At 66.9% G+C, this 24,183-nt stretch carries 22 protein-coding genes; 12 read left to right on the top strand and 10 right to left on the bottom strand.

Annotation, left to right across the window (positions count from 1 at the left end; all coding sequences use genetic code 11):
• Positions 1–41: 41 nt before the first annotated feature.
• On the bottom strand, positions 42–977 hold the full coding sequence (locus C5E41_RS14130; RefSeq protein WP_258080965.1) for an ABC transporter substrate-binding protein: 936 nt from the start codon (positions 975–977) through the stop codon (positions 42–44).
• A gap of 349 nt (positions 978–1,326) precedes the next feature.
• Here C5E41_RS14130 and C5E41_RS14125 point away from each other — a divergent pair, with 349 nt between their 5' ends.
• Complete coding sequence (locus C5E41_RS14125; RefSeq protein ID WP_104376266.1) at positions 1,327–2,331, top strand: isopenicillin N synthase family dioxygenase; 1,005 nt, start codon at positions 1,327–1,329, stop codon at positions 2,329–2,331.
• A gap of 1 nt (position 2,332) precedes the next feature.
• Here the strand turns inward: C5E41_RS14125 and C5E41_RS14120 are convergent, their stop codons facing one another.
• Positions 2,333–3,166, bottom strand: coding sequence for an SAM-dependent methyltransferase (locus tag C5E41_RS14120; RefSeq protein ID WP_104376265.1), 834 nt, complete (start codon positions 3,164–3,166; stop codon positions 2,333–2,335).
• Between the two features lie 365 nt (positions 3,167–3,531).
• Here C5E41_RS14120 and C5E41_RS14115 point away from each other — a divergent pair, with 365 nt between their 5' ends.
• Positions 3,532–4,638, top strand: coding sequence for a HoxN/HupN/NixA family nickel/cobalt transporter (locus C5E41_RS14115; protein ID WP_104376264.1), 1,107 nt, complete (start codon positions 3,532–3,534; stop codon positions 4,636–4,638).
• Positions 4,639–4,942: 304 nt separating this feature from the next.
• Here the strand turns inward: C5E41_RS14115 and C5E41_RS14105 are convergent, their stop codons facing one another.
• Complete coding sequence (locus tag C5E41_RS14105) at positions 4,943–6,589, bottom strand: succinic semialdehyde dehydrogenase (RefSeq protein ID WP_104376263.1); 1,647 nt, start codon at positions 6,587–6,589, stop codon at positions 4,943–4,945.
• Between the two features lie 135 nt (positions 6,590–6,724).
• Between C5E41_RS14105 and C5E41_RS14100 the strand changes: the two genes are divergently transcribed.
• Positions 6,725–7,546 (top strand): crotonase/enoyl-CoA hydratase family protein, encoded by an 822-nt coding sequence (locus tag C5E41_RS14100; protein WP_104376262.1) that lies wholly within the window; start codon positions 6,725–6,727, stop codon positions 7,544–7,546.
• Between the two features lie 127 nt (positions 7,547–7,673).
• On the opposite strand, the gene C5E41_RS14095 is transcribed toward C5E41_RS14100, so the two are convergent.
• The 5 genes from C5E41_RS14095 to C5E41_RS14075 all read right to left on the bottom strand — a co-directional run bounded on the left by C5E41_RS14095 (position 7,674) and on the right by C5E41_RS14075 (position 12,792).
• Complete coding sequence (locus C5E41_RS14095; RefSeq protein ID WP_104376261.1) at positions 7,674–8,441, bottom strand: SDR family NAD(P)-dependent oxidoreductase; 768 nt, start codon at positions 8,439–8,441, stop codon at positions 7,674–7,676.
• Entirely contained in the window at positions 8,438–9,124 is a 687-nt protein-coding gene (locus tag C5E41_RS14090; RefSeq protein ID WP_104376260.1) for an acetoacetate decarboxylase family protein, read from the bottom strand. Before C5E41_RS14090 ends, C5E41_RS14095 begins: the two co-directional genes overlap by 4 nt.
• Positions 9,125–9,337: 213 nt before the next feature.
• On the bottom strand, positions 9,338–10,951 hold the full coding sequence (locus C5E41_RS14085) for an acyl-CoA synthetase (protein WP_104376259.1): 1,614 nt from the start codon (positions 10,949–10,951) through the stop codon (positions 9,338–9,340).
• 45 nt (positions 10,952–10,996) lie between these two features.
• Positions 10,997–12,238: a hypothetical protein gene (locus C5E41_RS14080; protein WP_104376322.1), complete on the bottom strand. Its 1,242-nt coding sequence runs from the start codon at positions 12,236–12,238 to the stop codon at positions 10,997–10,999.
• Positions 12,239–12,243: 5 nt separating this feature from the next.
• Positions 12,244–12,792 carry a nuclear transport factor 2 family protein gene (locus C5E41_RS14075; protein WP_104376258.1) on the bottom strand — a complete coding sequence of 183 codons (549 nt, stop codon included), beginning with the start codon at positions 12,790–12,792 and terminating at the stop codon, positions 12,244–12,246.
• A gap of 398 nt (positions 12,793–13,190) precedes the next feature.
• Here C5E41_RS14075 and C5E41_RS14070 point away from each other — a divergent pair, with 398 nt between their 5' ends.
• Genes C5E41_RS14070 through C5E41_RS14040 form a run of 7 tightly spaced genes read left to right on the top strand, consistent with a single transcriptional unit; the run spans position 13,191 to position 20,042 of the window.
• Positions 13,191–14,111 (top strand): NAD(P)-dependent oxidoreductase, encoded by a 921-nt coding sequence (locus C5E41_RS14070; protein WP_104376257.1) that lies wholly within the window; start codon positions 13,191–13,193, stop codon positions 14,109–14,111.
• Positions 14,108–14,566, top strand: coding sequence for a carboxymuconolactone decarboxylase family protein (locus tag C5E41_RS14065; RefSeq protein ID WP_104376256.1), 459 nt, complete (start codon positions 14,108–14,110; stop codon positions 14,564–14,566). Before C5E41_RS14070 ends, C5E41_RS14065 begins: the two co-directional genes overlap by 4 nt.
• Before the next feature lie 14 nt (positions 14,567–14,580).
• Positions 14,581–16,065, top strand: a complete 1,485-nt coding sequence (locus C5E41_RS14060; RefSeq protein WP_104376255.1) for an FAD-dependent oxidoreductase — start codon at positions 14,581–14,583, stop codon at positions 16,063–16,065.
• Positions 16,066–16,091: 26 nt separating this feature from the next.
• The gene (locus C5E41_RS14055) at positions 16,092–16,952 is read left to right on the top strand and encodes a TIGR03619 family F420-dependent LLM class oxidoreductase (RefSeq protein ID WP_104376321.1); all 861 of its coding nucleotides are present in this window, start codon (positions 16,092–16,094) and stop codon (positions 16,950–16,952) included.
• 45 nt (positions 16,953–16,997) lie between these two features.
• A complete protein-coding gene (locus C5E41_RS14050) occupies positions 16,998–18,257 on the top strand; it encodes a glycosyltransferase family 4 protein (protein WP_104376254.1) in 1,260 nt (419 codons plus the stop codon).
• Positions 18,251–18,982, top strand: coding sequence for a class I SAM-dependent methyltransferase (locus C5E41_RS14045; protein ID WP_104376253.1), 732 nt, complete (start codon positions 18,251–18,253; stop codon positions 18,980–18,982). The genes C5E41_RS14050 and C5E41_RS14045 overlap by 7 nt, the downstream gene beginning before the upstream one ends.
• A complete protein-coding gene (locus tag C5E41_RS14040; protein WP_104376252.1) occupies positions 18,969–20,042 on the top strand; it encodes an alpha-L-rhamnosidase-related protein in 1,074 nt (357 codons plus the stop codon). Before C5E41_RS14045 ends, C5E41_RS14040 begins: the two co-directional genes overlap by 14 nt.
• A 38-nt stretch (positions 20,043–20,080) precedes the next feature.
• On the opposite strand, the gene C5E41_RS14035 is transcribed toward C5E41_RS14040, so the two are convergent.
• Complete coding sequence (locus tag C5E41_RS14035; RefSeq protein ID WP_104376251.1) at positions 20,081–20,767, bottom strand: class I SAM-dependent methyltransferase; 687 nt, start codon at positions 20,765–20,767, stop codon at positions 20,081–20,083.
• Positions 20,768–20,936: 169 nt separating this feature from the next.
• Between C5E41_RS14035 and C5E41_RS14030 the strand changes: the two genes are divergently transcribed.
• Positions 20,937–21,503, top strand: coding sequence for a TetR/AcrR family transcriptional regulator (locus C5E41_RS14030; protein WP_104376320.1), 567 nt, complete (start codon positions 20,937–20,939; stop codon positions 21,501–21,503).
• A gap of 28 nt (positions 21,504–21,531) precedes the next feature.
• Here the strand turns inward: C5E41_RS14030 and C5E41_RS14025 are convergent, their stop codons facing one another.
• Entirely contained in the window at positions 21,532–22,023 is a 492-nt protein-coding gene (locus C5E41_RS14025; RefSeq protein ID WP_104376250.1) for a glutathione peroxidase, read from the bottom strand.
• Positions 22,024–22,346: 323 nt separating this feature from the next.
• Here C5E41_RS14025 and C5E41_RS14020 point away from each other — a divergent pair, with 323 nt between their 5' ends.
• Positions 22,347–23,963, top strand: a complete 1,617-nt coding sequence (locus tag C5E41_RS14020) for a GMC family oxidoreductase (RefSeq protein ID WP_104376249.1) — start codon at positions 22,347–22,349, stop codon at positions 23,961–23,963.
• Positions 23,964–24,183: the final 220 nt, after the last annotated feature.

Below are 24,183 nucleotides of genomic sequence, written 5' to 3'. Positions count from 1 at the left end.
GCCGCTCCCGGCTCGCCGCCGTGGCAGGACGCCCGCGAGCGCTACTTCCCGGAAGCGTCCGACGACTGCAGCAGCGAGTTGAACTTGTTCGTGTAGAACTTGCTCGGATCCAGCTTGTGATCGATGGCCCCGGTGTCCTCGAGCCAGCTCTGCCAGCGGGTGAAATCCTCGTCCGACAACGTGCCGTAGCGCGCCGGAACACCAACTGAAAGCCAGTATTTCAGCGTCGAGGTGTCCTCTCCCGTGCGATGCCGGGCGTTGATGATGTCGGTGAATTTCGCGATCACCTGATCGCGCGGCGTGCTGCGCTCCCATTCGATCGCCTTCGCGACGCCGGTGGTGAAGGTGCGGACCACATCGGGGTTCTTCGCGATGAAATCGTTGCGGAAGACGTAGGGCCCGCCGTTGATCGGACCGCCGTATTCGTCGAGTTCGGTGAAGATCGGACGCACTCCCCCGTTGGCCACCGCACGCTGCTGGAACTGGCCGTTCAATGCCGCGGCGTCGATCTGTCCCTGACGCAGCGCCTGTTCGATATTCGGCGGCGGCAGCGCCACCAATTGCACCGATTTGATCTGGTCGACACTCAGTCCGGCCTTCTTCAGCGCATCGTGGATATCGGCCTCGTTCTGGCCACCGAGCGTATTCACGCCGACCTTCTTGCCGACCAGATCCGCGGCCGAGTGAATCGGGCTGTTGTCGAGCGTGTAATAGCCCTGGAAGGACTTCTCGTCCGACCCGTAGTAGTTGACCACCGCGGTGATGGGCGCCCCGGCACCGGCCAGCTTGGCGACCGCACCGGCGAAGGCCCCGCCGAAGTCGACCTGCCCGGTCGCGGCGGTCTGGATTTCCTGCGGCCCGCTGATGGTGTTGCCGACGTAGTCCAGTTTGATCGTGCCGTCGAAGAATCCGAGGTTCTCCGCGAGTTCCGGAAGCGTGACCCGATCGGTCCAGCCCAGGTACCGAAGCGAGGTCACCCCGTTCTCCGTGTGGGCGGATCCTCCGCTGCCGCAGGCGGTCAGTAGCACAGCGGCAGCCGTACCGGCTGCGAAGACGGATAGTGCGGCGCGGATACGTCCGGACATCAGGAATTCCTCTCGACACTGCGCACGACGGCACGGTGGTGCGCGTCGGCTCGGCCGAGCCTAGGTGTTGCGAATTGCCAAGCCTCCCCTTTGAATCACGACGATTCGGTCGCCGAAAATACGCGTCGATCACCTTGGGTACACATCCTGCGGGACAGTTGAGTTCCGTCCGAGTCGAACCCTTTCGGACACGGCGCGAATGCGGTAGATCTTGCGATGACCCCGAGGATAAGGAGGTGCGATGACCGAGCGCGTACTCCCGGTACTCGATCTGGCGAGCGCGGATTCCGATCCGCAGCGGTTTCAGGTCGAATTGCGGGCGGCCACACACGAATTCGGGTTCTTCTATCTCACCGGTCACGGCGTCGCGCCCGAGCGCGGCACCGAACTCCTCGCCTTGGCCCGGCGGTTCTTCGCACTGCCGGAGGCGGCCAAACAGGAGATCAGCCAGTTACGCAGTCCGCAGTTCCGCGGCTATTCGCGACTCGGCGGCGAGCTGACCAACGGCCTGGTCGACTGGCGTGAGCAGATCGATATCGGGCCGGAGGCCGAGGCGATCGCCGGGGCGGAGGGATACTGGCGACTGCAGGGACCCAACCTGTGGCCGACGGCGCTTCCGGAACTTCGTCCCGCACTGCATGATTGGGACGAATCCCTCGCGCGAGTCGGACGTGCCCTGCTACGGCACTGGGCCGCCGCACTGGGCGCGTCGGAGGACTTCTTCGATCCGGCCTTCGCGGACCGGCCGGCCACGCTGATCAAGGTGGTGCGCTACCCCGGTAACCCGGACAATCCCCAGGGCGTCGGCGCGCACAAGGATTCCGGTGTGCTCACCCTGTTGCTGGTGGAACCGGATTCGCACGGCCTGCAGGTGGAGCTGTCGCCCGGCGAATGGGTGGACGCGCCGCCGCTACCGGGCGCCTTCATCGTGAACATCGGCGAGCTGCTCGAGGTGGCCACTGGCGGCTATCTGCGTGCCACCCGCCACCGCGTGCTCGCTCCGGAGCCGGGCACCGACCGCATCTCCATCCCGTACTTCCTGAATCCGGCGCTGGATGCCCGGATACCGCTGCTACCGCTGCCACCGGAATTGGCCGCGGCCGCACGCGGAGTCACCGCCGACCCGGACAACCCGATCTTCGACACCTACGGCCGCAACGCCTGGAAATCGCGCATCCGGGCCCATCCGGACGTGGCCGAACTGCATCACGGCATCACCCCGAGCGCACTCGCGCGGGCGTACTGAGTCAGGGCTTGCGGCCGACTCCGCCCACGATGCACCGGCGCACATCCGACAGCGGTGTGAGTCGCGGGCCGTCCGGCCACCAGTCGTCGCACAGCACGAGCCCCGGTTCGACCATCTCCAAGCCGCCGAACAGGGCTTGAATCTCCGCGCGGGTACGAAAACGCCCGCTGCCCATCGGACTGTGGACGAACTTGTCCTCCATTTTGCGGGCGAGTTCGCTCGGACCGGATTCCTCCGGATCGTAGAAATGCGCGATCGCCACATACGAACCGGAGGGCAGCGCGTCGATATAGGTCTGCATCAAGGCCCAGGCGTCGTCATCGAGATAGTGCTGCAGCGTCCCGATCTGAAAGAGCCCCACCGGCCGGGAGAAGTCCAGCTCGTCGCGCACGGTCGGGTCGGTGAGCACCTCGTGCGGGCGGAAGATGTCGCAGGCGACGATGCTGGTCTGCGAATTCGCCTCGAGCAGCGCCCGTGCGTAGGCCAGCATCATCGGATCGTTGTCGACGTAGACCACCCGGGCCTCGGGCCGGATCCGCTGCACCACCTGATGGGTGTTCTCCGCCGTCGGCAGCCCCGAACCCAGGTCGAGGTATTGGTCGATCCCGGCCTGCGCGGCCAGGAATCGGCACGCTCTGATCAGGAAATCCCGGTTGGCCCAGGCCAGATCGTTCACCTGTGGGGCTACGGCACGCACCTGCGCGAGCACTTCACGGTCGACTTCGAAGTTGTCCTTGCCGTTCAAGGCGGCATCGTAGACGCGCGCGATGCCGGCACGAGCGGTATCCACCCCGACCGGCACCAGACTCGGGTACGCGGCAGAAGACTGCGACATGAAGGCTCCCCTGGCATTGCTGAAACGGCATTGCTGAAACGCTGACCCTGTGGAACTGGCACCCGCACAGCCGTCGTACTACAGACTGTGTTACGCCGAGTCTCCTCTATTTCCCGGGTTCACGGGCGCATACCCGACATTTCAACGATCGGGAGTCCTGTCACCGCCCTTGTTGCGACCTGCGAGGACCGTGGCCGCACGGGGGCGGTCCGTTGGTATAGTCCGCAGAGTTCTCGCGATGGGAACGGGAAACCGGTGCCAATCCGGTGCGGTCGCGCCACTGTGTTCAGCCCATGCTGTCAGCCAGACCCCTTTCGTCGCTGTGCACGGACGGGGACGCGGGTTCCCCAGAAGGGTTGTGGCACATGTCCACTCGTCGCCGCCTACTTCGCGATGTGCTGCGGGACTGGTCGCGGCGTGACTGGCTGGAAGCGGCGGTGCTGCTCGGCGTGGTCGCGTTGATGCATCTGATCGGATTCGGCCTGCTGTTCGGCGCGATCGCCCCGCACGGTTATCGCATCGGCACGGAGGTCTTCGGCATCGGTCTGGGTATCACGGCCTACACCTTCGGGCTGCGCCATGCCTTCGACGCCGACCACATCGCCGCCATCGACAACACCACGCGCAAGCTGATGAGCGACGGCAAACGCCCCAAATCGGTCGGATTCTGGTTCGCGATGGGGCATTCCACGATTGTGTTCGTCCTCGCCGCGCTGGTGGTGGCGGGTGCGCACGTGGTGGGCACGCTGGTCGACGAGGACTCTTCGACCCGCAAGACGCTGGGCACCATCTCGACCGTGGCCTCCGGATCGTTCCTGTATCTGATCGGCTTGCTCAATGTCGTTGCGCTGGTCGGTATCTGGCGGGTGTTCCGCCGTTTGCGCCACAGCGGCGAATACGATCGCGCGGAACTGGAAGCGGCGCTCGACTCGCGCGGATTCCTGGCACGCCTGCTGGCGCCCGTGATGCGGATGGTGGGGCGGCCGGTGCACGTCTATCCGGTCGGCGTGCTGTTCGGTCTGGGTTTCGACACCGCGACCGAGGTGGCGCTGCTCGCACTGGCCGGGTCCGGCGCGGCGGCGGGACTGCCCTGGTACGCGATCGTGGTGCTGCCGCTGCTGTTCGCGGCCGGAATGAGCGTGATGGACACGATCGACGGTCTGTTCATGAACGTCGCCTACGACTGGGCGTTCTCCGATCCGGTGCGCAAGATCTTCTACAACCTGGCCATCACCGGCCTGTCGATCGCGGTGGCCCTGTTCATCGGCTCGATCGAGCTGATCAAGGTGCTGCACGACGACACCGGATTCGGCGGTCCGGTCGTGGAGTGGATCGCCGGGATCGACCTCAACAACGCGGGATTCGCGATCGTCGGATTGTTCGTTCTCGCCTGGGTTGTCGCGATCGCCTACTGGCGGCTGGCGAAGGTGGACGAGCGCTGGGCGCCCGCGCCGACCGAGGAATCGGCTTAATCACACTCGGCCGGTCGCCGAGGACTCCCTGGCCGGCTACTGTGCACCCTCCTACGCGGTCCAGCATTTCTCGGCCGGTCCGTTCCCGGGCCAGATCGTGGCCCCGGCCGAATTCGTGATCGCCCCGGGGGCGTCGCAGCAGGGCTGGGCGGTGGTGATCCCCGATCACGAGGGTACTGGTACTCGCGGCCGTGAGGCCGGGCGCGGAGAGCTCCCGACGCAGCGTGGTGCCGGGTCATGGAAGGTGCCCGGTCGTCCGAGGGACCAACGGGCCCTTGCCGTGGAGACCGACGACATCGACCAGTCAGCGGATACGCAGCCGGCGGCTCAGACGCAACGTGATCAGCGTGCTCTTGAGCTGCTTGTCGAACGGCATACCCGCCCGCGCCGAGAGCACTTGCTTCTTCTGCACACCGACGTTGACCGTATCGGTGTACTTGAGCAGACCCGCGTCGCCGTGCCGGGTGCCCACCCCGGACTGTTTGACGCCGCCCGAGGGCGTCATCTTCGCCGAATACGTCGCGACGAAGCCGTCGTTGACGTTGACATTGCCCGCCTCGAGCCGGTCGGCGAGCTTCTCCGCACGAGCGAGATCAGAACTCCAGATGCTCGCGTTGAGACCGTAGGTGGTGGCATTGGCCTGCCGGACCGCCTCGTTCTCGTCGGTGTAGCGGTAGATGGTGACGACCGGGCCGAACGTCTCGACGGTCGCGTGCTCCATCTCGGGGGTCACACCGGTCAGCACGGTCGGCTCGTAGAACGCCGGGCCGATGTCCGGGCGGGCCTTGCCACCGGTCAGCACGGTCGCCCCCTTCGCGACAGCGTCGTCGACGTGCGAGGCCACCCGCCGCATGTGATCGACCGAGACCAGCGAGCCGAATTCCGGGTCGGCGGTGTACGAGGCGCCCGCCTTCGACCCCAATTCCTCTGCCGCGGCGACGAATCGGCGCACGAACTCGTCGTGGACGCGATCGTGCACGTAGATGCGCTCGATATGCATACACGCCTGGCCGGAGTTGCCGTACACCGCGAAGATCGCACCCGGAATCACCTCGTCGAGGTTGGCGTCCTCCAGCACGATCATCGGATTCTTGCCGCCGAGTTCAAGGCTGCAGCTGATGAGGTTGCGGCCCGCGCGCTCGCCGATGGTGCGGCCGGTGGCGGTGGAACCGGTGAACATCACGAAATCGCTGTGGTCGATCAGGGTGGGCCCGACGTCGGGTCCGGTACCGCAGACGACCTGGATCAGATCGCGCGGCAGCCCCGCCTGGCGCAGCAGTTCGACGCCGTAGAGCGTGCACAGCGCGGTCTTGTTGTCGGGTTTGATCACCACGCCGTTCCCGGCGATGAGGGCCGGAATCGAATCGGAGATCGAAATCGCGAAGGGGAAGTTCCACGGCGCGATCACCGCGACCACCCCCTTGGGCCGATGCTGTTCGGTGGAGGTGGAGATGATGGGCATCGCACCGCCGCGCCGGATCGGCTTCAGGATCCGCTCGGCGTGTTTGAGGTAGTGGCTGATCACCATCACCGGATCGCACGATTCCTCGATGGCCATCCGGCGGGTCTTGCCGCAACCGATCTGAATCAGGTCCGCGATGGTGTCGAGTTCGGAGAGAATCAGCTCATGGGCCTTCTCGAAGACCTGCAGCCGGCGCTTGACCGGCCAGTTCGCCCATTCCCGCTGCGCCGCCCGAGCCTTGTCGGCCGCCGCGGCGACGTCCTCGGGCGAGGACTGCGGGAGTTCACCGACGACCGCGCCGGTGTACACCTCGATCATGTCGTAGGGTTCGCGCTTCTCCCCCGCGATGCTCGCGGTGATCAGCCCGGTAAGGCGGTCGATCAGCGTCTTCGTGATCCGCGACGGCAGCGTGCTCGCGCCACCGCGCGAGGTCGCGCCGGCGTCACCATGCGACGTCGTCTCAGCGCCGCTGTGCGTGGTTGTCTCCATCAGCGATCTCCATAACTTGCCGCCCGTGACGGCGGTCACCACCACCCAAACTAGAACACGTTATTGTTCTGTACAACGTTGCGGGGTAACTTCGTCCGCAAACGCGAGTAATTCCCCGAGGAAAGTGGGTCGGCGATGACGACGGCAGCAACTGAAACAGGTAGCAACACGGAACCCCACGCGCTGCTGGAGCGCCGCGGCGCCACCCTGATCGTCACCATGAACCGGCCGGCCGTCCGCAATGCGCTCTCGGCCGAGATGCTCGACCTGATGGTGCGCGCCTGGGATACCGTCGACAACGACCCGGAGATCCGCTCCTGCATCCTCACCGGCGCGGGCGGCGCGTTCTGCGCGGGCGCCGACCTCAAGGCGATGACCGAACAGGATCCGGCCAAGAATATGAGCGCCGGCGGCGCCTTCGACCCGACCAACATTCCGGGTCTGCTCAAGGGCCGCCGCCTGACCAAGCCGCTGATCGCCGCCGTCGAGGGCGCGGCCATCGCCGGCGGGACCGAGATTCTGCAGGGTACCGACATCCGCGTCGCCGGTGAGAGCGCGAAATTCGGTGTCTCCGAGGCGCGTTGGAGCCTGTTCCCGATGGGCGGCTCGGCCGTGCGACTGCCCCGGCAGATCCCCTACACCGTCGCCGCCGACATCCTGCTCACCGGGCGTCACATCACCGCCGCCGAGGCCAAGGAGTACGGCCTGATCGGCCATGTGGTGCCGGACGGGACCGCGCTCGACAAGGCGCTCGAGCTCGCCGAGAAGATCAACGCCAACGGCCCGCTGGCGGTGCAGGCGATCCTGAAGACCATGCGCGATACCGAGGGTATGCACGAGAACGAGGCTTTCAAGATCGACTCGCAGCTCGGCCTCACCGTCTTCCGCAGCGAGGACGCCAAGGAAGGCCCGCGTGCCTTCGCCGAGCGCCGCAAGCCGGAGTTCAAGGGCCGCTGACGACGCCGCACCCGGTCTTCCGCCGGGTGCGTGGCGGGCCGAACACATCGTGCAAACCTCGACGACATCGCGGGAAAACCCGATTGTGCGGCGAGGTTTGCACGATCGGTTCGGCATCGCCGCACGGTCACAATTCGGGCTTGACCATTCGGGTCACCTGCTTGCGCAGGAAGTTCGGCGCGAACCGGCGGGCCAGCCACAGCGGCTTGGCCGGGCCCGGGAAGATGAACAGGGGCGCCTTCGGGTCGGCTACCGCCCGCTCGGCCGCATCGAGCACCCGATCCGGGGTGATGCCCTTCCGACCGGCGACCACCGCCTCGTTGGCGGCCCGAATGCCTTCCAGCAGCGGGGTTTCCACGATCGGCGGGCAGATGGAGATCACCCGCACGCCCGTGCCGTTCAACTCCTGCGCCAACGCTTCGTGATAGCAGACGACGGCGAATTTGGAGGCCGAATAGGCGGCCAGGCCGGGCGAGGGAAGCCAGCCCGCCACCGAGGCGAACAACACCAGCGTGCCGCGACCGGCCTGCTTCATCTCCGGCACAATCGCCTGGCAGATGTTGATCGTGCCGCCGTAGTTGATGTCCATCACCCGGCGCATCTGCGAAACATCATGTGTCAGAGCCGAACCCACCCGACAGAGCGCGGCCGCGTGCACCACGTGCTCGATCGGCCCGAGGTCCGAACGAACCTTGTCGATCACCGCGCGCACCGCCTGCTCGTCGGCGACATCACAGGAGTAGGTGCTCATATTCGGCGAGCGCCGCGCCGTTTCGGCCAGCCCGGTGTCGTTGATATCGAGTGCGGCGACCCGGTAACCGCCCGCCGCCAATCGCTGGGCCGCCATGCGTCCCATTCCGCTGGCCGCACCGGTCACCACCGCTGTCGTGCTCATCGAACCTCCACCGCGTCTTCGAAAGTCATGCGCAGCAGTCCGATTCGGCTGCTGAACAGGGCGCGCTCGGGCAGGCCCAGCGCTCGCATCCGGTGCGCCACGGGATGATCGCCAAGCTCGATCCTGGTGCCGCCCAAGCCCATTCGCACCTGCGACGGGTTCATCACCCACGGGATGCGGCGCAGGACGCCGTCCATATGGGTGTAGGCGGCGATCGACGCGCCGCCCATTCCGCCCGGCGACGGCACGCCACCGGCGACCTCCATCGCCACCGCCAGACGATCGTCGATGCGCACCTCGCAGCGCTTGCCGCGACGCACCGGCGTGATCCGGATATCGGCGATCTCCTTGGGAAAGCCCCAGATCTCGCGGCCGGCGGCGCAGGTGAAGGTCTGATTCACCGGCAGCCACGGAATGTAGACGCCGAGGCCCTTGTCCCGGCCGCGCACCATGAGGGTGAGGCCGAATTCGTGATAGGGACCGAGGTCGCCGTCCACGTAGCGCACGAAAACCAGCGAGCACACCCCGCGTCCGGCGACCGTGAGTGGTTCGAGTCCGGTCGGCGCCACGATCTCCCGGGCCGCCGCCGCGTCGACGAGAAATGTCGCCGCACAGGCGTCGGCGTCGCGGATCTCGACCGGCATCCTGACTTTTTCACCGAGTACGGAATGCACCGCTGTCATCCTCCAAGTAGAACACGTTCCAATTTGATTGCACAGACCTTCTCGCTCCCGAAATCCCACTCACCGAGACGGTCCGCTCCCCGCAGCCGCAGTGTCGCGCCCCGGCCGAGCGGTCCGACCGCACCCGGCCGCACGACGACGACCGAACGCGCCGAGGCCGCCCCGGTCGAGCGAGCACTCGGATCGGAACGGCCGGCGGCAATTCGGTGGAATTCAGGAGCCGACGGTGTAGGCCGGCGGGTGGGATTCGGCATGGGCTTTCGCCCACCGGTAGTCCGGTTTGCCGCTGGGGGTGCGCCCGACCGCGTCGACTACCCAGATACTGCGCGGCAGTTTGTATCCCGCGAGATACGTGCGGACGTGTGCCTCGAGGTCGGCGAAATCCAGCGGACCGGCGCCGTCCACCGACACCACCGCCGCGACCCGATGGCCCCAGCGCTCGTGCGGAACTCCGATGACCACCACGTCGTAGACGCCCTCGTGGGCTTTCACGACGGCCTCCACCTCTTCGGCGAACACCTTCTCACCGCCGGTGTTGATCACCACGTTGCCGCGGCCGATCAGGGTGATGGCGCCATCGGCCTCCACCCGTGCGCGGTCGTCGGTGATGACCATGCGGACGCCGTCGACGGTCTTGAACAGCTTGTCGGACTTGGTCTGGTCCTTGTAGTAGCCGAGGGGCACCGACCCCTTCTTGGCCATCCAGCCCTCTTCGCCGGGCGCCACCTCCCGGCCTTCGTCGTTCACCACGACGGCACCGCGCCCGGTCTGCACGCGCGGCCCGCGGCACGGGTCGTCGTCCTTCTGCGCCACGCCGATGCCGCCGAATCCGGTTTCGGAGGAGCCGATCGAATCGGTGATCACCGCATGCGGAAACAACTCCAGCATCTCGTTCTTCACCGGCTGCGACAGCAGCGCCGCACCGGAGGCGAGGGCGACCATCGAGGAGGCGTCCACCGGCGACTGCCGATAGGAATTGAGCAGCGGCCGCGCCATAGCATCGCCGGTGATGACGACGATATTCGCCCGCTGCCCCGCCACCACCTGCCAAACCCGGTCGGCGTCGAAGCGCGGTTCGTAGACGACGGTGTTGCCCGACCACAGCGCGGTGAACGTGGGCATCAGCGCCGCGGCGTGGATCAGCGGCGGCAGGATCAGCCAGCGCAGCGAGTCGTTCTGCGATCCGACCCGGGACTGTTCGAACTCGTCGGCCACCGGCACGTTGGTGTAGAAGTCGATGCCGCCGCCGAGCACCCGCCACATGTCCTCCTGACGCCACATCACGCCCTTGGGCATGCCGGTGGTGCCGCCGGTGTACATCATGAACAGGTCGTCGGCGCTGCGCTCATCGAAATCGCGTGCGGTTGAAGTGCTTTCGAATGCCTCCGCGTACGGGGCGGATTCGCTGGGCAGTCCGTCCCCTCCCTGATCGTCGTCGACGACGAAGGCGTGGCGCAGCGTGGTCACCTGCGGACGCACCTGATCCACGACCTGTGCGTAGCACCGGTGGTGTACCACCGCCTCGAGGTCGGCGTTGTCGTAGACGTAGCGCAGTTCGTCCGCGCCGTAGCGGTAGTTGATATTGATCGGGACCGCCCGGATCTTGAAAGCGGCGATCAGGGTTTCCACCGTCTCGATGCTGTTGTGCATCTGGAAGCCGATATGGCTGCCCTCCCCCAGACCCACCGCGGCGAAGTGGTGGGCGAGCTGATTGCCGCGGCGTTCCAGGTCCTGATAGGTGACCTGGCGCTCGCCCTGAATCAGCGCCACCCGATCCGGCATGGCGTCCACGGCGTGCTCGAACAGGTCGGCGAAATTGTTCGGCATATCTGAGATCTCTCGTCGGTAGCGGCGGTTCGGGACTGAGGGCGGTCAGACGACCGTCAGCGGCAGCGACTGCCGGGGCGCGAACTGGAACTGCGCCCCGGTGCTGAACCGAGTGATCGCCACCTCCGGCGACTCCCGGAAAGGCGTTGCGGCAGTGGTGATCTCGACGACGAGCTCGCGCTCGTCGCCGTCGCGGGCGTGCACGTCGAATCGCGGATTCACCCCGCGCGCCATGGCCGCCAGCGGCTCCAGATGTTCGGCGTCGACGGCGGCCGGCCAGCCGCCGTCGCGCACACCGGGACTGTCGCGCGCGATGCGCAGGATCGCGGAATCGTGATAGGCGTCGACCTGCATGTCGACATAGGGCAGCGGATTCCACGCCGGATGCAGCCGCAGGACCTGCGCCAGATCCCCGAAGCCGGTACCGAGTCCCAGTACCGCGCGCAGGCGTTCGGAGGTGAGCCCGGCGATCCCGGTGAACTGTTTGCGCGCGATGGCGGCCGTGGTCTCCGCGTTCGCGCGCTCGCCGACCGCGATCAGGAATCCGAGGTTCAGCAGATGCTGCTGCAGGCACACCTCGTCGGCCATCCGGACCAGCGCCGAATGCGAGAATTCCGCGAAGTCGATATCGCTCAGCAGCGGCCCGCGGTAGTCGGACCGGCCCGGACCACCGGATTCGATCGGCGCCAATTCGATGTCGACAGCGGCGAATTCGGCCATGCGCGCCGCATTGCGCGGCACCGCGGGCGGTTCGTTGGCCGGATCGATGCGAACCGTCCACGCGCACACCGGCACTCGATCGGCGGGCTGCCGGGGCGGCCGGTGGATCGGGCGCACCTGCGCATGCGGATTGGTGGCCAGCGCGGTCGCGTCGAAGGTGGGGTCCTCGATGGTGTGGCACATGGCCACCACGTAGTCCTCACCCATCGGCTCGACGTCGGCGAGCGCACCGCAGTGGTCGAGCCAGAACTCGCCGTTGTGGTCGTCGTCGACCCGGAACCGGAAGTCCATGAACTGCGGCGGCGCGCCGATATCCAGTTGCAGCCCTTTGAATATCGTGACCACGCCGTCGCCCGGGATATCGAGGGCCGCGCGCATCCGGCGGGTGTAGATCGGGCTGGCCAGCCGCCATTCCTCGATCGCCACCTCGGCCATCCCGTCGCGCCCGAAGGCGCCGATCGAATGCGCCATTCCCGAGCGATCGATGAGATGCCCGCACAGCAGCAGTTCGGGCACCAGCGCCGCCAGCTGCTCCCGGCTGAGTGTGGCGAAGCGACTCGCGGGCATCGCGCTCACCACAGCGGGACCGGCGACTCGCCGATCTTGTACCAGCCCGGCAGCGGTCCCGCGCCCGAGCGCTCGATCCGCTTCTGCATCCCCTCCGACAGCGCGTTCGCGGTGATCATCTCCACGAACAGCGCGGAGACGTTGCCGAAGTCGAAAAAGTCACGCTGCCAGGACCATTGGAAGTTGCCGCCGTAGCGGAACCAGCTGCCGCCGATGCCCTCCGGGCTGTAGTGGCGGCCGTCGGGGCGGGTGTTCTCGTTGACCTGTTTCCACAAGCCGATCACGTTGCCGCTGCGCTCGTCGACAACGAATTCCTGGTACGGGTAGGTCCAGCCCTCGAGGCCGTCCATCTCCTGCCCCAGTGCCAGTTCGCGAATCTCGTCGCGGCCCACCGCCATGAACTCCTGGGTCGGTCCGTAGTTCCAGCCGTAGGTGGCGTCCTCGGTGTACATCTCGGCCAGCGGCCGCCAGTCGCCTGCCGCCTCGCAGCGTTCGTTCTCGACCACCCAGCGGCGGACCATCTCGTCGAGTTCGTCCCGGGAAAATCCGGACATCGCAGCTTCCTTCACATTCTGTCGAGGGCCGGCGCCGATATCCGGCGCGGCCTGATCCGGGCGGTCACCGGGCTGTGGCGGCCGCGAACGTCGTGGTCCGTCAGCCCATTTTCGAGAACGAGTTCAGGCCGAGATATCCCTCGCGAACAGGCGCGAAAGACACATCGCTGGACATGTGTCTGGACGGTACCACCGCAATCGGAGTCCGACAATGGATCGGCCATTTTTGCTACGAAGAAGCGGACGTTGAACCACGGCGCCGCCGACCGCCCCCGCGGTGGTAGGCGCCGGTTCCGCGCGCCTTGACACAACCGCAGAATTGAAACAAGTTCTTGCGCCAAGATCAGAGTCGAACCTATAGTTCCGTACACGTGTCCAGACAGCGTCGAAAGGCACCCATGAGCGGGTCCACGAACGACAGCGCCAGCGCTGCGGGCTTCATCGGCCTCGGCAATATGGGTGCGCCGATGGCCGAGCGGCTGCTGAAGCGCCCCGGCGGCCTCGTCGTCTGCGATACCCGGCCCGAGGCCGTGCAGCCATTCGTCGACGGCGGCGCCGAGCCGGCGAAGACGGCGGCCGAGGTCGCCGAGCGCGCCGAGGTGATCTCGGTGGTCGTCCTCAACGACGAGCAGGTCCGATCCGTGGTGACCGGTCCGGACGGACTGCTGAGCACCGCGCGGCCCGGCACGGTGATCGCCGTGCATTCGACCATCAGCGACCGGACCGCCGTCGAACTCGCCGGCATCTGCGCCGAACACGAGGTGGACTTCGTCGACGCCCCGGTCAGCGGTGGCGGCGCGGGGGCCAAGAAGGGGTCGCTCGCGGTCATGGTGGGCGGCAGCGAGGCCGCCTTCGAGAAGGTGCGCGAACCGTTCGGCTACTGGGCCGAACTGGTGGTGCACGCGGGCGAGGTCGGCGCCGGCACCCGGATGAAGCTGGCGCGCAACCTGCTGCATTTCGTCTCGTTCACGGCGACCGCGGAAGCACAGCGACTGGCCGAGGCGGCCGGTCTGAACATCGTCGATCTGGGCAAGGTGGTTCGGCATTCGGATGCCATCACCGGCGGGGCGGGCGCGATCATGCTGCGCGACACCACCGCGCCGGTCGCGGTGGACGACTTCTGGCATTCGATTTTCACCCACACCCGCGATCTCGGGGAGAAGGATCTGTCGCTGGCACTGGCGCTGGGTGAGCGGCTGGGAGTCGAATTGCCCTTCGCCCGAATGGCTTTGCGCGGACTCGGCGACGGGCTCGGCGTCGGGCCCGGCGATATCTCCCGGGCCGCGGACCGCCACCGACACTTCCGAGGAGAGCAATGAGCGCTGAAACCGACGGCCTCACGCCCGAGCAGCGTCGCGCGCGCGGGGTGGCCAAGATGGGCGAGGTCTACGGCTGGGAGATGTCCGACGGACCCGGCGCGCACTTCGCCGTGACGGCGGACCATCTGTTCGCCGACATCTGGAGCCGCCCGGAACTGTCCGTGCGCGATCGTCGCCTGCTGCTGCTCGGTGCGCTCACCGCACAGGGCCACCTCGACGTCACGGAGATCCAGGTCAGCGCGGCCCTGCGCAACGGTGAACTGACCGAGGAACAGTTGCGCGAGATCGCGATCTTCCTGTGCCACTACACCGGCTGGGCCGCCGGGACGAAACTCGACAGCGTCGTCGGCAAAGTCGTGGCCACCGAGAAAAAGGCCACCGAGAAAAAGGCCGCCGAGAAAAAGGCCGCCGAAAAGAACGCCGCCGAGCGCGCCGCCGAATCTGCCGAGAAGTGAGGAACGAACCCACCATGTCCGACACCCTGGGTGTGCGACCCCAGCCCGCCGCCGATATCACCGACTGGGACTACGAGGCCGACGTGGTGATCGCCGGATACGGCATCGCCGGTGTCGCCGCCGCGATCGAGGCCGCCCGGGCCGGCGCCGACGTGCTGGTGCTGGAGCGCACCGGCGGCTGGGGCGGTGCGGCCTCCCTGTCGGGCGGATTCATCTATCTGGGTGGCGGCACTCCGCTGCAGAAGGCGCTCGGTTTCGACGACACCCCGGAGAACATGGAGAAGTTCATGCTGGCCGCCCTCGGGCCCGGCGTGGATGAGGCCAAGATCCACGACTACTGCCAGGGCAGCGTCGAGCACTTCAATTGGCTCGTCGCCCAGGGTGTTCCGTTCAAAGAGGAATTTTGGGGCGAGCCGGGCTGGGAACCCCCGCACGACGAGGGCCTGATGTATTCCGGCGGTGAGAACGCCGCTCCGTTCAAAGATATCGCCACCCCCGCCCCGCGCGGCCATCTGCCGCAGATGCAGAACAAGCGCATCGGCGAGCAGGGCGGCGGTTACATGCTGATGAAGCCGCTCACCGACACCGCCGAATCCCTCGGTGTGCGAGCCGAATACGACATCCGGATCCAGCGGCTCGTGGTCGCGGCCGACAATCGCGTCGTCGGCGTGGTGGCCAAGCGCTACGGCAAGGAGATCACCGTCCGCGCCCGCCGCGGCGTGGTACTGGCCACCGGCAGCTTCGCCTACGAGCAGCGGATGATCGAGAGCTACGCACCGCGACTCATCGGCCGGCCCGCCGCCGCGATCGAGGAACACGACGGCATCGGTATCCGGGTCGCCCAGGCACTCGGCGCCGAACTGGCACATATGGACGCCACCGAGGTCGCCTTCTTCGGCGATCCGCAGATGATGGTGCGCGGCATTCTGGTCAACGGCCGCGGTCAGCGCTACATCGCCGAGGACACTTATCCGGGCCGGATCGGCCAGGCGACGCTGATCCAACAGGACAACCAGGCCTACTTGATCATCGACGAGGCCGCGCTCGAGGAAGCGCTGAAGACCGAGACCAGCAGCCCCTTCTTCCGCCAGCCCCCGACCTGGGCGGCGGAAACGATCGAGGAACTCGAAAGCGATATCGGCCTGCCCGCGGGCTCACTGCAGGCCACCGTCGAGGTCTACAACCGGCACGCCGAATCCGGCTCCGATCCGCTGCTCGGCAAGAAGCCGGAGTGGGTGAAGCCGATCGGCACCCCGGTGGCCGGGTTCGATATGCGCAATTTCACCGCCGGATTCACCCTCGGCGGTCTGCGCACCGATCTGGATTCCCGGGTCATCCACGTCACGGGCGAGCCGATCCCCGGCCTGTACGCCGCCGGCCGCTGCACCTCCGGCGTCTGCGCGGGCGGCTATGCCAGCGGCACCTCCCTCGGCGACGGCAGCTTCTACGGTCGCCGCGCGGGCCGCGCCGCCGCCAACGACGGTCCGGCATCGAGCTGATGTCGGACCGAACCGAAAGGAACACCATGCGCTTCGGCATCGTCCTGTTCACCAGCGACCGCGGCATCCGCCCCGCGGTCGCGGCCAAGGCCGCCGAGGAGCGCGGCTTCGAGTCGTTCTTCGTGCCCGAGCACACCCACATCCCGATCAAGCGGGAGGCGGCACATCCGCTGACCGGTGACGAGAGCCTGCCCGACGACCGGTACATGCGCACCCTGGACCCGTGGGTGGCGCTGGCCACCGCGGCGGCGGTCACCGAACGCATCGAATTGTCCACGGCGGTGGCGCTTCCCACCGAACACGACCCCATCACACTCGCCAAGACCATCGCGACCCTGGACCATCTGTCCGGCGGCCGGGTAAGTGTCGGCGCCGGATTCGGCTGGAACACCGACGAACTCGCCGACCACGGCGTGCCGGGCAGCAAGCGCCGCACGGTGCTGCGCGAGTACCTCGAGGCCATGCGCGCGCTGTGGACCGAGGAAGAGGCGAGCTACGACGGCGACTTCGTGAAGTTCGGCCCCAGCTGGGCGTGGCCGAAGCCGGTGCAGGCCAAGGTGCCAGTGCTGATCGGCACCGCGGGCACCGAACAGGGTTTCCGCTGGATCGCGCGCTCGGCCGACGGCTGGATCACCACCCCGTACGAGACCCACACGCTGCTGGAACGCCTGCGGCTGCTGACCAAGGTGTGGCAGGAGGCCGGTCGCGAGGACACCCCGCGGGTGGTCGCCCTCGACGGCAAACCCGACACGCAGCGGCTCACCGAATGGCGCGCCGCCGGGGTGACCGACGTACTGTACGGACTGCCGGACAAGTCCGAAGCCGAGGTGCTGGCCTATCTCGACCGCCTGGCCGGCAAGCTCGCGCCCCTGCGCGCGAGCGCCTGAACCACCACCGCGACCTGGCGCCTGAACAGGAAGTGAGCCGAAGACGTGCGTATCGCCCTGCTGTCCTACCGCAGCAAGACCCACTGTGGCGGGCAGGGGGTGTATGTCCGGAAGTTGAGTCACGGCCTGGCCGAACTGGGCCATGAGGTCGAGGTGTTCTCCGGTCAGCCCTACCCGGAACTGCTCGACGCCCGAGTAAAGCTGACCGAGGTGCCGAGCCTGGATCTGTACCGCGATTCCGATCCGTTCCGCACGCCGCGGCCCGGGGAGATCCGGGACCGCATCGACCTGCTGGAACTGGGCACGATGTGGACGGCGGGCTTTCCGGAGCCGCGCACGTTCAGCCTGCGGGCGGCGCGGCTGTTGCGTTCGCGCGCGGCGGATTTCGATGTGGTGCACGACAACCAGTGCCTCGGTTCGGGACTGCTCGACATCGCCCGCCGGGTGCCGCTGGTAGCGACGATCCACCACCCGATCACCCGCGACCGGGCCGTCGATCTGGCGGCCGCGCCGTGGCGGCGCAAGGCGTTCGTCCACCGCTGGTACGGGTTCCTCGGCATGCAGCAGCGCGTCGCCCGGCTGATCCCGGATCTGATCACCGTCTCCTCGACCTCGGCCGCCGATATCGCCGACGACTTCGGCGTCGACGCCTCCCAGTTGCGGGTGGTCCCGCTCGGCGTCGACACCGAACTGTTCCGGCCCCGCGAGCGTCGCGTACCGGGCCGGATCGTGGCCGTGGCCAGCGCCGACAAACCGCTCAAGGGCATCTCTCACCTGCTGCAGGCGCTCGCACGGCTGCGGCTCACCCACGATGTCGAATTACAGCTGGTGGCCAAGCTGGAACCGAACGGCCCCACCGAGAAGCTGATCGCCGAATTGGGCCTCTCCGATATCGTCACGGTGTCGAGCGGCCTGTCCGACGAGGCGCTGGCCGAACTGCTGGCCTCGGCGCAGATCTCCTGCATCCCCTCCATGTACGAGGGCTTCTCGCTGCCCGCCGTGGAGGCGCTGGCCAGCGGCACCGCCCTGGTCGCCAGCCGGGCAGGAGCGCTGCCGGAGGTGGCGGCCGACTGTGCCGAACTGGTCGAGCCGGGCAATGTGGACGAACTGACCGCCGTCATCGGAAAATTGCTCGACAATCCGCGGCGCATCGACGACCTCGGCGCCGCCGGGCGCCACCGCGCACTCACCGTCTTCAGCTGGGAAGCCGTGGCAGCCCAAACCGTTTCGGTGTACGAACGCGCCGTCGCCCGCCGCCAGGGCACCGACCTGACCGCCGATACACAGGAGGCGAACGTATGCTGACCGTCGATTTCGACCGCTTGGGAATCGGGCCGGGCCTCCGGGTCATCGACGTGGGATGCGGACAGGGTCGTCATTCCTTCGAGGCCTACCGGCGCGGCGCCGATATCGTCGCCTTCGACCAGAACGCCGACGATCTCGCCGATGTAAAGGTCATGTTCGGTGCGCTGGTCGAGGCCGGGGAGGCCCCCGACTACGCGCAGGCCGAGACGGTCCAGGGCGACGCGCTGGCCATGCCCTTCGAGGACGGCGAATTCGACGTGGTCATCGCCTCGGAGATCCTCGAGCACGTCCCGGCCGACGACGGCGCCATCACGGAACTGGTGCGCATTCTCAAACCCGGTGGGGCCCTGGCGATCACGGTGCCGCGCTGGCTGCCCGAGCGGATCTGCTGGCTACTCTCCGACGAATACCACGCCAACGAGGGCGGCCATGTGCGCATCTACCGCGCCGACGAATTGCGCGGCAAGGTGGCCGCGCGCGGTATGCGATTCATCCACAGCGAGCACGCGCACGCCCTGCACGCCCCGTACTGGTGGCTGAAATGCCTGGTCGGCGTGGACAAGCCCGATGCCCGGCCGGTGCGGCTGTATCACCGGATGCTGGTGTGGGACATGATGAAACGGCCGTGGCTGACCCGTGTCGCCGAATCGGCCCTGGACCCGGTGATCGGCAAGAGCGTCGCCCTGTACTTCACCAAGCCGGCGGTGTCGGGTGCGCGCCGCTGAGCTGCCCTCGATTCCCGGCGTCCTCACCGCCCGGCAGTGCCGGTCCACCGCGGAATCCATTGCCGCACAACAGCACAGCGACGGCGCCATCCCGTGGTTCCGGGGCGGGCACACCGATCCCTGGGACCACGTCGAGTCGGCGATGGCGCTGACGGTGGCGGGTCTGCACGATGCCGCGCGCGCCGCCTACGCCTGGTCGGCGGACACTCAGCGCGCGGACGGCTCCTGGCCGTCGCAATTTCGGGGTGACGTCGTCGAGACCGCCGATACCGACACCAACTTCTGCGCCTATATAGCCACCGGGGTCTGGCACTACTACCGCTGCACCGGTGATCGGCGGTTCGTGGACGGGATGTGGCCAACCGTGCGCGCGGCCATTGATTACGTCATCTCGTTGCAGCAGGGCCGCAACGGCGAGATCTATTGGCTGCACACCGAACACGGCGTTCTGCCCGAAGCGTTGCTGACCGGCTGCTCGAGTATGTTCCACAGCATCGGCTGCGCACTGGCGATCGCGGAACTTCTCGGCCTCGCCCAACCGGAATGGGAGGTCGCGGCCCTGCGCCTCGGCCACGCACTGCGGCATCATCCGGAAGCCTTCGCCGAGAAGGACCGGTATTCGATGGACTGGTACTACCCGGTGCTGGGCGGGGCGCTGCGCGGAGCGGCCGGACATGCCCGAATCGCCTCGCGCTGGAGCGATTTCGTCGTCGGCGAGATCGGCATTCGTTGCGTCTCCGACCGCCCGTGGGTCACCGGCGCCGAAACCTGCGAACTGGCACTGGCGCTCGACACCCTCGGCGATACCGATCGCGCGCTGCGACTGCTGGCGAGCATCCAGCACCTGCGCGAGGACGACGGATCCTATTGGACCGGACTGGTTTTCGCCGACGGCAAACGCTGGCCGGAGGAGCGCACCACCTGGACCGGTGCGGCGGCGGTGCTGGCCGCCGACGCGTTGACCCGCACCACCGGTGGCAACGGAATCTTCCGCGACCTGGCGCCCGGGGCGGATATCGCGACCGGCCTCACCTGCGACTGCGTGCGTTCACCCAGCTGAGCCTGCGACGCGGCCTCATCGCTTCCGCTTCGACCGTTTCAGCCCTTACCGCCGCAGCCCGCGCCGCGCTCGAGCAACCGCAGCGATCCGATAGCCGCGACTTCGCGGAAATTGCCGCTGTCCAACGCCTTTCGGTAGATGTGGTACGGGGCCTGCCCGCCGTCGGCCGGATCCGGGAAGACGTCGTGGATGGCCAGCACACCACCGGCCGCCACCCAGTGCGCCCAGCCGTCGTAATCGCGCTGGGCCGCGGCCTCGGTATGTCCGCCGTCGATGAACAGCAGCCGGATCGGGCTGCGCCAGTGCTTCGCCACGGTCGCCGAGGGACCCACGACGCCGACGACGGTATCGGTCAATTCCGCCCGCACCATGGTGCGGCGGAATGTGGTCACGGTGTCGAAGCGGCCGGTTTCGGGATCGACCAGCGAGGTGTCGTGATATTCCCAGCCGGGCTGATGTTCCTCGGACCCGTGATGATGGTCGATGGTGTAGACGGTGGCGCCGGTTTCGCGGGCCGCCGCGCCGAGATAGATCGCCGACTTACCGCAGTACGTACCGATTTCCACGATTATCCCGTCGCCCGCGTAACGCCGGGCGGCCTCGTAGAGCGCGCGTCCCTCCTCGACCGGCATGAATCCGGTCGCCTGCTCGGCCAATTCAAACAATCGGCGAGTATCCGCAGAAGTGTCGGATTCCGCAGGGATTATCGAATCGGCACGAGTCATCAGAAGAACACCTTTCGGAAATCATCTCTCGATACTTTGCGGGCGGATGCGATATTTTGTTATTTGCGACTGCATCAGCTCCGGCAACGGGTATGCGAGTTGCTTTCGAAGCTTCACTACAGTAGCATCCAGACACGTGTCCGATCCCATTTCCACCGAGCCTACACCGGTGAATATGGAGGCAACTCGCCGCCGCCTCACCGAGAAGCAGGCCGATACCGTCGACCGGTTGACCAAGGCCGCGCTGGAAGTTCTGTCGCGCGAGGGCTTCGCCGGTCTCACCGTGCGCATGGTGGCCGCGGCCGCCGGAGTGGGTACGGCCACCGCCTACACCTATTTCTCTTCCAAGGAACACCTGGTCGCCGAGGTCTTCTGGCGGCGGCTGGCCGCCGATGCGCCCCCCGAGCCGGAGGCGGGCGCCGAGCGGGCCACCCGGGTGGTCGCCGTGCTGCGCCAGATCGCGATGCTGGTCGCCGACGAACCCGCACTGGCGGGCGCGGTGACCAGCGCGCTGCTGGGCACCGATCCCGATGTCGCCCATCTGCGTCTCCGTATCGGGACCGAGATCCGGCGGCGCCTGCTGAACGCGCTGGGCCCGGACGCCGATCCCGATGTGGTGGAGACGCTGGAATTGCTTTATGCCGGCGCCCTGGTGCGCGCCGGCATGGGTTATGCCTCGTACGCCGAAATCGCCGACCGGCTGGAGAAATCAGCCGTGCAGGTGCTGCGGGACTGATTATGCAATTTCCGGCGGCGTCCGGAAATTACGGCAATACCGCTTCGATCGCCGCGATCACACTCGGATCCTGCGGTTCGGTGCGCGGACGGAAACGACCGACGACCTTACCGTCGCGATCGATCAGGAACTTTTCGAAATTCCATTGAATATCGCCGGCATCGCCTTCGGCATCGGCGGTCTGCACGAGTTCGCGATACAACGGATGCCGGTCGTCACCGTTGACGTCGACCTTGGCTAGCAGCGGGAAATCCACCCCGTAGGTGGTCGAGCAGAACTGCTGGATCTCCTCCGCGCTGCCCGGTTCCTGTCCCATGAACTGGTTGCACGGCACGCCGATGACGCTGAATCCGCGCGAGCCGTAGGCCTGCTGCAGCGCCACCAATCCGGTGTATTGCGGTGTCAGACCGCATTTCGAGGCGACGTTGACCACGAGCAGCGCCTTGTCACCGGCGAGTTCGGCGAGGGTCGCGGGCTCACCGGCAAGAGTCTGTACGGGAATTTCACGAATATCAGTCACAGTCGAAATGATAGGCGGAATCTCGGTGGCTGCGAGCGCGACTTCCGTGCCGACCGGTTCGCCGACGTGCCCAGACGAGTCGGCGAACCCATCGCCACCTTCCCGCGTCGACCAAGGAACTGCAACCTGTTCTATGCTATGACGTGAATAACATCCCTGGCCATAGCCAGGAAGTCGCTCCCGGACCACGTCTTGGCGATCATTTTTCCCCGCCGCGCGTCTTCACCATTATTAGAACTTGTTCTACAGTGAGCTGAGGCACGCTCCCGCGCCGAGCGGAGCCGCGATCAGCCGCTACCACTTCGAAGATGAGGTAACCGAACATGACCGACACCAGCGCAGCCGATTACATCGTCATCGGCGCGGGCAGCTCCGGTGCCACTGTCGCGAGTCGGCTCGCCGAGCAGGGCGCCAGCGTCATCCTGCTCGAGGCCGGCCGCAAGGACAACACCAAGTTGGTCACGGTCCCGGGCATGATCACGACGGTTCACACGGTTCCGCAGCTCAAGCACCAGGTCACCTGGTCGCAATACTCGATTCCGCAGAAGCACGCCGCGGAGCGCCGGGTACCGATGACGCGCGGCAAGGTGCTGGGCGGTTCGAGTTCGGTCAACGGCATGCTCTTCGTGCGCGGTAACAAGGCCAACTTCGACTCCTGGGCCGCCGAGGGCTGCGAGGGCTGGAGCTACGAGGATGTGCTGCCGGCCTACAAGCGCCTGGAGAACTGGGAGGGCGGCGCCAGCGAGCTGCGCGGCTCCGGCGGTCCCATCGAGGTGACGCGGCAGAAAGATCTCACCCCGATCGCCCAGGAGTGGATGGAGGCCGCGGCCGACACCTTCGGCGTCCCGGTCATCGAGGACTACAACGGTGAGTCGCAAGAGGGCGTCAGCATCTTCCAGCAGAGCGTGCGAGACGGCGTGCGCTACAGCTCCTCTCGCGGCTTCATCACCAACCGCCCCAACCCGAATCTGAAGGTCGTCACCAAGGCGCACGTGGCGCGCGTGGTGATCGAGAAGGGCCGTGCCACCGGCGTCGAGGTCATCGAGAAGAAGGGCCGCCGGATCATCCGCGCCGAGAAGGAAGTCGTGGTCTCCGGTGGCGTGATGGGTTCCGCGCACATCCTCATGCTGTCCGGCGTCGGCCCCGCCGGGCACCTGCGCGACCTCGGCATCGAGGTCAACGCCGATCTGCCGGTCGGCCAGAATCTGCACGACCACCTGTTCGTCCCGATGACCTTCATCTCGAAGAAGGCGCTGCACCGCGGCATTCCGTCGCATTTCGCGGCCGGTTTCCTCAAGGAGCTGCGCAGTCCCGGCAGCTGTTGGTTCGGGCGCACGGTCTTCGAATCCGTGGGCTTCGTGCGGACCTCGTTCGCCAAGGACATCCCGGATATGCAGATCCACACCCTGCCGTGGAGCTACCCGACGCCCAACCAGGACGAGGACAAGCTGCACATGGTGGACAAGCGGGAGGCGCTGACCATCTTTCCGACTCTGATCTACCCGAAGAGCCGCGGCGAACTGCGCCTGGCCTCCACCGACCCGCTGGCCTCGCCGCTGATCGACCCGGGCTACCTCTCGGATCCGGCCGATATGGACTTCCTGGTCGAGGCCATCGGCATGATTCGCGAAGCCGCGGCGAACAAGGCGATCGCCGGCGATATCACCGAGGAGTTCTCCCCCGGCCCCGCGTTCACCGACGAGACCGCGCTGCGCCGCGAGCTGCCGATGCGGATCCACTCGGTCTACCACCCGGTCGGCACCTGCCGGATGGGCGTGGACGAACGTGCGGTCGTCGACCCGCAGCTGCGGGTGCGCGGCATCGAGGGCCTGCGGGTCGCCGACGCCTCGATCATGCCGAGCATCACCGGCGGCAACACCAACGCGCCGTGCTACATGATCGGTGAGAAGGCGGCCGAATTCATCACCGCCTCGGCGTAATTCGCCTCGTTCGACCCGCCCCGGTCGTGATCATCGATCGCAACCGGGGCCGTTCTTTCGTGTGGTCAGATGTCGCCGAGATCGCGATGTCGACCGTGAAGGGGGGTTCGGCAGATCGACGCCGACACCGAGATATGTCGCGGGGAACAGAAGCAACTACGCAAGGAGCGCGAGCTGCCGCGCCGACAGCAGAACATGTCGCGTGCCGGAGGGTGCCACC

It is taken from the genome of Nocardia nova, from assembly GCF_002933465.1.
GTDB lineage: Bacteria > Actinomycetota > Actinomycetes > Mycobacteriales > Mycobacteriaceae > Nocardia > Nocardia nova_B.
This window is presented reverse-complemented; position numbering and strand designations above follow the sequence as displayed.